The 10,053-nt window shown below is 68.0% G+C and carries 9 protein-coding genes; 2 read left to right on the forward strand and 7 right to left on the reverse strand.

Annotated elements, in window-relative coordinates; all coding sequences use genetic code 11:
• Positions 1-335 precede the first annotated feature (335 nt).
• From I6U14_RS17425 to grxC, 3 genes are all read right to left on the reverse strand, one after another.
• Positions 336-851 (reverse strand): hypothetical protein, encoded by a 516-nt coding sequence (locus I6U14_RS17425; protein ID WP_296901047.1) that lies wholly within the window; start codon positions 849-851, stop codon positions 336-338.
• 84 nt (positions 852-935) lie between these two features.
• Positions 936-1,355: an RNA-binding S4 domain-containing protein gene (locus tag I6U14_RS17430; RefSeq protein ID WP_296901049.1), complete on the reverse strand. Its 420-nt coding sequence runs from the start codon at positions 1,353-1,355 to the stop codon at positions 936-938.
• 7 nt (positions 1,356-1,362) lie between these two features.
• The gene (gene grxC, locus I6U14_RS17435; RefSeq protein ID WP_296901064.1) at positions 1,363-1,605 is read right to left on the reverse strand and encodes a glutaredoxin 3; all 243 of its coding nucleotides are present in this window, start codon (positions 1,603-1,605) and stop codon (positions 1,363-1,365) included.
• Positions 1,606-1,931: 326 nt separating this feature from the next.
• On the opposite strand from grxC, the gene pepN reads away from it, so the two are divergent.
• Positions 1,932-4,598, forward strand: a complete 2,667-nt coding sequence (gene pepN / locus I6U14_RS17440) for an aminopeptidase N (RefSeq protein ID WP_296901051.1) — start codon at positions 1,932-1,934, stop codon at positions 4,596-4,598.
• Between the two features lie 364 nt (positions 4,599-4,962).
• On the opposite strand, the gene I6U14_RS17445 is transcribed toward pepN, so the two are convergent.
• The 3 genes from I6U14_RS17445 to I6U14_RS17455 form a co-directional block, all read right to left on the reverse strand.
• Entirely contained in the window at positions 4,963-5,748 is a 786-nt protein-coding gene (locus tag I6U14_RS17445; protein WP_296901053.1) for an IclR family transcriptional regulator, read from the reverse strand.
• Between the two features lie 20 nt (positions 5,749-5,768).
• Complete coding sequence (gene murF / locus I6U14_RS17450) at positions 5,769-7,124, reverse strand: Mur ligase family protein (protein ID WP_296901055.1); 1,356 nt, start codon at positions 7,122-7,124, stop codon at positions 5,769-5,771.
• 153 nt (positions 7,125-7,277) lie between these two features.
• The gene (locus tag I6U14_RS17455; protein WP_296901057.1) at positions 7,278-8,123 is read right to left on the reverse strand and encodes a Mut7-C RNAse domain-containing protein; all 846 of its coding nucleotides are present in this window, start codon (positions 8,121-8,123) and stop codon (positions 7,278-7,280) included.
• Between I6U14_RS17455 and I6U14_RS17460 the strand changes: the two genes are divergently transcribed.
• On the forward strand, positions 8,122-9,069 hold the full coding sequence (locus tag I6U14_RS17460; protein ID WP_296901059.1) for a zinc metalloprotease HtpX: 948 nt from the start codon (positions 8,122-8,124) through the stop codon (positions 9,067-9,069). The genes I6U14_RS17455 and I6U14_RS17460 overlap by 2 nt on opposite strands.
• Before the next feature lie 102 nt (positions 9,070-9,171).
• Here I6U14_RS17460 and I6U14_RS17465 read toward each other — a convergent pair.
• On the reverse strand, positions 9,172-10,053 hold an 882-nt coding region (locus I6U14_RS17465; protein WP_296901061.1), incomplete at its 5' end, for a Tn3 family transposase.

Below are 10,053 nucleotides of genomic sequence, written 5' to 3' on the forward strand. Positions count from 1 at the left end.
AACAATCGTCCGGATTTGGCGCGGGCGGCGGTGCGGGAGGTCTGCAGCGACTTGCTTCCAGCCATTGCGGACCAAGACTCCGGCAGCGGGTGGTTGACCGTCTGACAGGCGCTCCCGGCGGCAGAGCGCGATTACCAGGCGCCACGCGGCGGCGCCGTCAAGCTCGCTGCGGCGGGGGGCTGATAACCTGGCCCTAATAAACTCTCCCCAATTACCTCTGCTAGCCCTGCTTCAGCGCGCCGGGAGCGAATTCACCCAACGTGACTAGGCGTTGCGTATGCTGGAGAAGCTGCGGAAAGACCTACGCTCTGCGCAGAGCGGCTGATATGCGGCACTCAAGTCGGCTCGCTGTCGTCCTGCCTCGTCTTGCGCGCGCGACGACGCTCGCGGAACGACTGCCGCCCCTTGTAGGCCGCGATGTGCTGAATGATTTGCTGGTAGGGAAGTTGCTCCAGCCCCCCGAAGTGGGCCACCGCCGCACGCAGCAGGCCGTCGACGTCGTCCACCGGGCTTGATGCGTCTGCAGTCTCGTCCGCCGGCTCCGCACTTGGGAGGGCTGCACGCACCCCGCGCAGCCCGCCCACCTGGATGCGCATGGCCTTGGCATGCGGCAGCGCCGAGCGCCCGTCGGTCGTGCGCAGCGCGAAGCGTGCCTGTAGGCGCAGATGCTCCAGGAACTGAAGGCAGCGTGCCTGGGCGTCGTCGGCGGCGCACCGCACCCCCTCGCGCTCGGCGATACAGAAGCGCTTGGCCCGGGCGCAGGCACAGTTGCCCGTCAGGATGGACTTTTCATACGGGCAGCGGCGCTCGTTGACGGCGTTGTAGGTGTCGCGGAAGGCGTCTTGGTCCAAGGTCAGTTCCGGCGGTAGTGATGGGTAAATTGGCGTCTGTGCGAAGTCGGCATGGCGTGGCGGCGTTTCAGCCGCTTGCGGTGATCATTGTCGGCGCCCGGTGAACGCGCCAATGCGCCGGCGGTCGCGCTTGGTGGGGCGGCCGCGCTCCGGGGCCGGCGCGCGGCCGGCATCGCGCCGCTCGCGCACCTGTTCCTGACGCTTGAGGCGACTCGCCTCGTCTTCGGTGTAAAGCAGCGCGGCCTCGGTGGCGGGGCGGCGCTGCTTTGAGAGGGCGCGCACCTCGATGCACCACTCGTATCCGCCTTTGTGGATGTTGAGGCGGTTGCCGGGGCGGATGCCTCGGCCGGGCTTCACGCGCTGGCCGTCCACCTGCACCTTACCGCCGTTGATGGCCTCCACAGCCAGGGGCCGCGTCTTGAAAAAGCGCGCCGCCCAGAGCCACTTGTCCAGACGCTGGCTGCCCGCGTCGTCCGCGCCGGCCCGACCATGCGCGTCGCTCATGGCGGGCTCAGCCAAGCCCCAACAACGGGTCCAGCTTGCCGGCGCGGTCAAGCGCGGCCAGGTCGTCGTAGCCGCCCACATGGGTGTCGCCGACGAAGATCTGCGGCACAGTGGTGCGATTGGCGAGTTGGGTCATCTCCTGGAAGCGCTCGCGGTCGCCGTCTACGGCGATCTCCTCCCAGGCGATGCCCTTGCGCTCCAACAGGCGTCGGGCACGCACGCAATAGGGACAGAAGGCGGTGGCATACATGCGCACCTGCGGCTGGTCCGTGGAGCTGACGGGCTGTGCGGGGGGCTGTTGCTGGTCGCGGTCATGCTCGCTCGATTGCATGCTGCTTTGCTGCATCTGGCTCCTCGTGGCGTTGGTACTCTTCTGATGGCGCCCACCGCTGCGGCCCCATGGCTTGAAAACCGGGCGCTGCGGCCGGACAAGCCGAAAGACTGACACAAGGCGCCGCACCGCGCCAGAGCGCGCGCGGTCGGGCGCAGACGCCGAGTTGCCCGCCGCCCCGACTCGCCGCACAGACCAGAGTCCTCGACTCCAACCACACCGCCATCCGCTGAGAGCATCGCCCCATGTATCGTCCGACGCCACCGGTCATTCACCTCAAAGACTATCGTCCGCCGGAATTCCTGATCGACCAGGCGATGCTGCGCTTCGACCTCGGTATGGACGAGACGGCCGTGCATGCGGAGCTGAGCGTTCGACGCAATCCCGCGTCCAAGCGCGGCGACGGCGACCTGCTTCTGGACGGCGAGCACCTGGAGCTGCTGGAAGTGGCGCTGGATGACAGGCCTCTGCCGCCGGCAGAGTACGAGTTGCGCGAAGACGCACTGGTGGTGCATCGGGTGCCGGACCGTTTCCGGCTGCGCACCCGAGTGCTGATCCACCCCGCCGAGAACACGGCCTTGGAGGGGCTCTACGTCTCCGGCGACATGCTTTGCACCCAATGTGAGGCGGAGGGGTTTCGGCGCATCACCTATTTCATCGACCGCCCGGACGTCATGACCCGGTTCCGTGTGGAGCTGGTGGCGGATCCGGCGCGCTTCCCCGTGCTGCTCTCCAACGGCAACCCGGTGGGAGAGGAATCGCTGCCCGATGGACGCCGGCTCGCGCGCTGGGACGACCCCTTCGCGAAGCCGAGCTACCTGTTCGCGGTGGTGGCCGGGGACCTGGCGGCTGTCTCCGACAGCTTCACCACCGTGTCCGGCCGGCAGATCCCGCTGAACATCTACGTTGAGGCGGAGAACACCGATAAGTGCGACCACGCCATGCGCTCGCTCAAGGCCGCCATGCGCTGGGACGAGGAGCGTTACGGGCGCGAGTACGACCTCGACGTGTTCAACATCGTCGCTGTCAGCCACTTCAATATGGGCGCCATGGAGAACAAGGGCCTCAACGTCTTCAATGCCAAGTACATCCTTGCCCGGCCGGACACGGCGACCGACACCGACTTCGCCGGCATCGAAGGCGTCGTCGCGCACGAGTACTTCCACAACTGGACCGGCAACCGCATCACCTGCCGCGACTGGTTCCAGCTGAGCCTGAAGGAGGGCTTTACTGTCTATCGCGACCAGGAGTTCAGCGCGGACATGAATTCCCGCGGCGTCAAGCGCATCGAGGACGTGCGCATGCTCCGCGCACGCCAGTTCCCCGAGGACGCAGGCCCCATGGCGCATCCGGTGCGTCCGGACTCCTACATCGAGATCAACAACTTCTATACCGCGACGGTGTACGAGAAGGGTGCCGAAGTCGTGCGCATGCAGGCCAACCTGCTGGGGCCGGAGCGCTTCCGTCAGGGAACCGACCTCTACTTCGAGCGCTTCGACGGCCAGGCCGTGACCACCGAGGATTTCGTTGCCTGCATGGAGGAGGCCGGCGACCTGGATCTCGGCCAGTTCCGGCGGTGGTACTCTCAAGCCGGGACGCCGGTGCTGGAGTGTGCGGACGGCTTCGATGAAGACACCGGCACTTACACCCTGGAAATCCGCCAGCACACGCCGATCACGCCGGGCCAATCCACCAAGCTGCCGCTGCACATTCCTTTTGCCCTCGGGCTGCTGGATGCGGACGGGCAGGATCTGCCCGTCCAGCTCGCAGGCGAGACCGAGGCGCCCCCGCCCGGTACCCGCATGCTCGCGCTGCGCGAGTCGGTGGAGCGCTTCGAGATCGTCGGCCTGGCCGCCGAGCCCGTGCCGTCGCTGCTGCGCGGCTTCTCGGCGCCGGTCATCGTGCGCTACCCGTACACGGATGCCCAGCTGACCTTCCTGATGGCTCATGACAGTGACGGGTTCAACCGTTGGGATGCGGCTCAGAGCCTCAGCGTGCGCCTGCTGCTGGAGCTGGTTGCCGAGCCAGGCACGCCGGTGCCGGAGGCCTATCTAGACGCCGTGCGCGGTGCACTGGCGCAGGATGGCCCGGACGCGGATCGTGCGTTGCTGGCGGAGGTGCTTACGCTGCCGTCCGAGAGCTACTTGGGCGATCAAATGACCGTCGTAGACGTGGACGGTATCCACCGCGCCCGCGAGCGGCTCGCTGCCGCCTTCGGCGAGCAACTTCGCGATGACCTGCTCGCGGCGCTCGAGCGCAACCAGGAGCCCCGGGAGTACGATCTCTCGCCCGCTGCGATGGGCCGCCGCGCGCTGCGCAACTGTGCGCTCGGCTATCTCATGCGGGCGCCGACGCCGGAGATTGTCGACCGCTGCCGGGCGCAGTTCGAGGCTGGGCACAACATGACGGACGTCATCGCGGCGCTGCGCTGCCTGTTGGACGCCGACCCCGAGCACGTCAGTGATGCCGGCGATGCTGCGTTGGCGGCGTTCTTCGAGCGTTGGTCCGATGACGCGCTGGTGCTGGACAAGTGGTTCGCGCTGCAGGCCCAAAGCAGCCGGCCCGATACGCTCATGCGCGTGGAGGCGCTGCTGGAGCACCCGAAGTTTTCGCTCACCAACCCAAACCGCGTACGATCGCTGATCGGCGCCTTCGCGGTGGGGAACCCGCTGCGCTTCCACGCAGTAGATGGTGCCGGCTACCGGTTCCTCGCCGACCGCATTCTGGAGCTGGACCCGCTGAACCCGCAAATCGCCTCGCGCCTGCTCTATCCCATGACCCGCTGGCGGCGCTACGACGACATCCGCCAGGCCCTCATGCGCGCCCAGCTCGAGCGCATCCTGGAGGTGGAAGGGCTCTCCAACGACGTCTACGAGGTCGTCTCCAAGAGCCTCGGGCAGAAACAGGACTGAGCCGTGCCAACGGGCAGCCCGGCTGCGCACAGTCAGTCAGTGCACCGGGATCGCGCGGGAAATAGAGTTACCGTCCCCGAAACTTTCTCCCCGAAATTTCGGGGTTAGATGGAGAGGCGGCAGCCACCGGTGAGGGCGATCTGCTGGGCAGCGACAGTGCGCATCTGATGCCGGCAGAGGGGTTGCGCTTCCCAAATGGCAAGGCCGTTGACGATCTCGAGCCGGATACCGAGCTCGTCGGCTCGCAGGTGCTGGCTGTCGATGGAAATGATGGACCGTGCCGTTGCTTTTGCACCAATAAATCGGGGACGGTATACTTAATTGTTGAGATCTCGGTACAGTCGTCGTCGCTGACGGGATCTGATCAACGCCCCTTCCCTGGAGTCGGCGCGGCGCCCAGCTGCGTGGAAATCTCCCGCCCCGCTTCCAGCAGGGGCTCGATCCAGTCCATCCGCCGGCGCTCGATGGGGGCGGATACGGACAGGCCACCGGCCACGCGGCCGGTGGCGTCTTTGAGCAGTACACCGATGCAGCCGACGTCCATCTCGGCTTCCTGGTTGTCGAGGGCATAGCCTGCTTCCAGGGCCTGCGCGCACTCGGCGATGAGGCGCTCCACCTTGGTGATGCTGTTGCGGGTATAGGCGGGCAGGTTGGTGCGCTCGGCATAGGCGCGGATGGCCGCTTCGCCGCCCGCAGCCAGCATCAGCTTGCCGACAGCGGTGACGTGCAGCGGCGCACGGGAGCCGATCAGCTGCTGCACATGGATGCTGCGGTTGGGCGTGGCCTTCTCGATGTAGACCACCTGGTCGCCTTCGCGGATGGTCAGGTTGATGGTCTCGCCCAGGCGATCCCGCAGAGACTCCATCACCGGCCGTGCCAGCGCGCGCATGTCCACGTCGCCGTGCAGACGCACGCCGAGCTGAAGCAGCCGCAGACCCAGGCGGTAATGGGCGGCGGCGTCACGCTCCACGAAGCCATTCTCCAGGAGCGACGCCAGGATGCGGTGGGCGGTGGACGGGTGCAGGCCCGTCTCGGCGCCGAGCACCTTGAGGCTCACCGGCTCCGAGTAGCGCGCAATGGCATCCAGCAGCGCCGCCGCACGGTCGATAACCTGGATCCTAGTGCCGGTGCGCCCGGAATCGCTGCCCATCGCCAAAAGCCGGCTCGTCGTCAAGTGCCGCCGGTATCGCCGAAGCGTACCGCCAGCGCCGGCAGCAGTCGCTCCAGCGCCATGCCGCGGGAACCTTTGATGAGGAGGGTGGCGTCGGCCGTGAGTCCCGCCGCAATCTCCTCCGCCAGGGCCTCGGACCATTCCGCGTAAGCGCTGACGGCGCGGCTGTCCAGCACCAACTGTGCAGCAGCCGCTGCGAAATGCGGGCCGATCAGCACACAGCGCTCGGCCGTGTCTGCCGCCAGCGCCGCGATGTCGCGGTGGGCGGAGGCCGTCACTTCACCGAGCTCCAGCATGTCGCCCAGCACCGCCACCCGCGGCGCAGGTCGCTCGCCGAGCACCGCCAGCGCCGCCCGCATGGACGTGGGATTGGCGTTGTAGGCGTCGTTGATGACCGTGGGCCGGGCTGGGTCGTCGGCGTACAGCACCTCGCCGCGCATTGGGGCATGACCTGCGGCGGGCCAGGCGTCTTGGATGACGTCCTCCGCGATTCCGAAGCGCCGGGCGACGGCGGACGCCGCCGAGGCATTGAGCCGATTATGCTCGCCCGGCAGGGGCAGGCCAGCGGTGGCCGGGTCCAGGTCGAAATGCTCGATGGCGAAGGCCGCTGCATCGGGCAGGTTGAGCGGCACCGGCAGGCGCGCTTCGGAGAGCAGAATGGCCGTGCCGCCGGCCGCCACGTGCCCAAGGATCGCCGATTCCTCCCGGGCAACGCCGTATAGGTCGCGAAAGAACTCCAGATGCTCCTCGCCGATGCTGGTGATGACGGCGATGTCCGGCCGCACGATGGCCGCCAGCGCGTCGATCTCCCCGGGGTGGTTGGTGCCGATCTCCGCCACCAGGAAGTCATGCTCCGGCCGCGCCCCGAGCAGTGTCAGAGGCACCCCCAGGTGGTTGTTGAAGCTTTTCGGGCTCTGGGTGCCGGTGAGCCCGGCATGGCTCAATACATGGTGGATCAGATGGCGGGTGGTCGTCTTGCCGTTGCTGCCGCAGACGCTGACGATCCGGCAGCCCGACGTGCCGAGCACATCGCGCCAGCGGGCCGCAAGGGCCTGCAGCGCCGTGACTGTCGAGTCCACCCGAAGCAGCGCGAGGCCGCTGCCGGTATCGCGCGGCGCCAGGTCCTGCTCCACGATGGCCAGCGCGGCGCCGGCTGCCTGCACCTGATCGAGGAAATCATGCCCGTCGAAGCGCTCGCCGGCGATGGCGACAAAGGCCTGGCCGGCTTGCAGCGCTCGGCTATCGATGCCGAGCCCGGCGAGCGGCGCTGACTCGTCCGCGGGCGGCGCGAGCCAATGTCCGTCGGTGACCTCGGCGAAGGCGGCGGGGGTCCAAAAAAAGGCGGCGTTGGTCATAGGCGAAGATTACGTCGGCTGCGGGCTTTGCATCATGGACCTGACAGCAGGATATCAGCCGAAACGTCACGGCGCGCCCGGAGCTTGCAGCGGCTTGTGGGAGCGGTGTCCCCGCCGCGACGCCGGCCTCGATGCTCGCCATGGGTGCCGGGTCTAATCCCTGAGCAATCCATCCACGAAGGCCCGCATGCGCCGATGATGACTCCCCTCCCAGTAGATGCGCTCGCAACCTGGGCAGCGCCAGAACCGTTCTTGACGCTTGCGCACGCGCTGTGGAACGTCGCGGAGCTCGGCGGCGTCTACGGGCTCGATCAAAGCGTTGCAGCAGGTGCAGCGGGTGAAAGGCGCAGCCATGCGCTGAAGCTGCAGGCGCTGGATCAGGCACCGCAACTGTATGTCCACTGGCGCCTGCGGCACCTCCAGCGCATGAGTCAGTTCCGGGCGGGCGAGGAGCTCGCGATCGCGGCTCAACAGGATGCGGTGCTGCTCGCGGGCCAGATGCACCAAGGCATCATCGCCGGGATCTGCGCCGGTGGCGTCCTCAGCGAGCACGGTATCGAAGCCCAGCAGGCGCAGCCGGCGCCCGAGCTTGTCGAGGTGCGCGTCGCAGAGGAAGCGCGGCTGCCGCAGGGGTGCCTCGTGCAGGCGCTGGATCGGGCCGATGTCGAAGGCCTCGAACGCCGGGTAGAGGCTGACCCGAGCGCCATCCGGCACGCTGGCGTCCAGGTCCACGCTGCTGCCGTCGATGAGCGCAAGCTCCACAGCGTCCGTCGACAGGCCGAGGGCCGCCAGCAGCTCCGCCAGGGTGAGCGGCGGCGCGAAGCGCACCGGCATGTCGCGCTGGTGCCAGCGTTCGGGCAGGTGATCGTTCAGCTCCGCATAACAACGGACCCGCGCCTCGCAGAGGCCGGCGGGCTCCCCCGCGGGGCCGGTTTGCGGCGACCGTACGCCCTCGGCCCCAGTGTTTCCGCCTGCCGTTGCCCTCAGTTCATGGATCATGGATCGGGAACGCCTGCTCGCTCACAAGACGGCCAACGCTGTGCAGTCGGCGCTGCTCATGGTCACGCTGGCTGGTCTGCTGGGTCTGCTCGCCTGGATCATCGGTGGTGGCAGCCTGATGCTGTTCGCGCTGGGGATGGTGCTGGTCCTATATCTCACCAATCCAGCGGCGTCGCCACGGCTGGTCATGATGCTCTATCCGGGGCGGCTGCTGCACCCCGATGAGGCGCCGCGGCAGTTCGCGATTCTGGTGGAGCTTGCACGACGCGCCGGCCTGAGCCGCGTTCCGCGGCTCTACTACATCCCATCTAGTGTGATGAACGCCTTCGCCACCGGCCAACGTGACGACGCGCTGGTGGCCGTGTCCGATGGGCTGCTGCGGCGGCTCGATCTGCGCGAGCAGGCGGGCGTGCTGGCCCATGAGATCAGCCATGTGGCCAACGGCGATCTCGCTGTGATGGCTTTTGCGGACCTCGTGAGCCGGGTGGTCGGTGCGTTCGGCCTGCTCGGCCAGTTTTTGTTCTTGCTGAGTCTGCCGACGGCCCTTTTGACGGGCGCGGACGTGCCCTGGCTTGCGTTGTCGATCCTGCTGGTGGCGCCCACGGTCAGCGCCTTGGTTCAGCTCGCCCTGTCCCGCAATCGCGAGTACGAGGCAGACCTCGCCGCCGCCGAGCTCACGGGCGATCCAGCGGGCCTGGCCTCCGCGCTGGACAAGCTGGAGCGTTACCAAGGCCGCTGCTGGGAGCAGAGCTGGATGCCCGGCCGCGGGGTGCCCGAGCCGTCATTGCTGCGGACCCATCCAGACACGCGGGAGCGCATCGACCGGCTGCTCGCGCTGGTGCCTGCACGGCGGAGCGCGCTCGTTGTAACCGGGGATGCCCGCCCCGGGGCTTTTGCATCGCCGCCGCTGCGCCCGCGCTGGCGCCCGCCGGGGCTCTGGTACTGAGCGCCGGCGATCGCCAGTTGAGCCCGCCGGCCACCGGCTCGTCGATGAGCTCTAGACGCTCGGGCGCAAGCGGCAGGCGGGCACAGTAACGCAGCAGGCGCTCTAGCCCGGCGCGAGCGTGCGCGCCCACGCGCAGCGCGGCCATCGAGAGAGAATCCGCTGTTCTCCCAAGCGAGCATCTCGCGGACATCCCCCGGCTCGATCAGCTCGCTGCGAGCGCACCGTCACCGCCCCCGCACGCGCACCTGCTCGGTAATGACGGCGAGGGTCCGCGGTATACTCCTGCGACGATAGCGGTTGGCTGAGCTGGTCCAAGTCGATCGGCGTGAAGTCGGCGTAGAACTGGTAGCGGCCGCAGAAGTTGATGTGCTGCCAGGCAACCGGGGAGCCGCGCTTGATAACCTCGGAAGAGACCAGCTCGCTGCGGCGCTCAAGCTCCGCCAGCGCCTCGGACAGGATCGGGGCGTGGTCTTCAAGGCCAGCGACAGCAGGATCCGCTCGATGTTCGGCCACTCCGAGACGATCAACCCCTCGCGAACAGGGCCAGAGCGGGGTGCTCTTGGCGCTGAGCAACAGCACCGCAGCCAAGCCCACGGCCACGGCCAGCAGGAGCACCGCGAGCTGGCGGCGCAACCAGCCCTCGGCGCGCGTCAGAGTATCCAGACCTGTTAGGCCATCACGCTCGCGCGCGACCCACCAGGCGACCCAGACCGCTTGCCAGGCGGCGAGTCTGTGCAGCATGCGCCGGGTGAGACGCCACAGCCGGCCTGCGGCGGCGGCGAAGGGCCACCAGAGGTCGCCGGCCGGCAGTGGCGCTCTGAGCCAGGGTGCGATTCGCCGCAGACTCCAGCCGAGGACGAGGGACAACGAGAGTCCGAGCCCCAGCGGCCAAAGCAGGGCGGGAAGGGCGCCCAGCGGCGGCCAGCCTGCGCCGCCCGTGCGCCCACCCGCGAGCCAGCCGGCCCAGAACGGCAGGCTGAGGGC

The sequence above is a fragment of the Thiohalocapsa sp. genome (assembly GCF_019695415.1).
Classification (GTDB): domain Bacteria; phylum Pseudomonadota; class Gammaproteobacteria; order Chromatiales; family Chromatiaceae; genus Thiohalocapsa.

What these genes read in the sequence shown, in the direction of transcription:
- pepN (WP_296901051.1), top strand. Translation starts at nt 1,932, where the DNA reads ATGTATCGTCCGACGCCACCGGTCATTCACCTCAAAGACTATCGTCCG.
- I6U14_RS17430 (WP_296901049.1), bottom strand. Translation starts at nt 1,355, where the DNA reads ATGAGCGACGCGCATGGTCGGGCCGGCGCGGACGACGCGGGCAGCCAG.
- I6U14_RS17460 (WP_296901059.1), top strand. Translation starts at nt 8,122, where the DNA reads ATGGATCGGGAACGCCTGCTCGCTCACAAGACGGCCAACGCTGTGCAG.
- I6U14_RS17455 (WP_296901057.1), bottom strand. Translation starts at nt 8,123, where the DNA reads ATGATCCATGAACTGAGGGCAACGGCAGGCGGAAACACTGGGGCCGAG.
- I6U14_RS17445 (WP_296901053.1), bottom strand. Translation starts at nt 5,748, where the DNA reads ATGGGCAGCGATTCCGGGCGCACCGGCACTAGGATCCAGGTTATCGAC.
- murF (WP_296901055.1), bottom strand. Translation starts at nt 7,124, where the DNA reads ATGACCAACGCCGCCTTTTTTTGGACCCCCGCCGCCTTCGCCGAGGTC.
- grxC (WP_296901064.1), bottom strand. Translation starts at nt 1,605, where the DNA reads ATGTATGCCACCGCCTTCTGTCCCTATTGCGTGCGTGCCCGACGCCTG.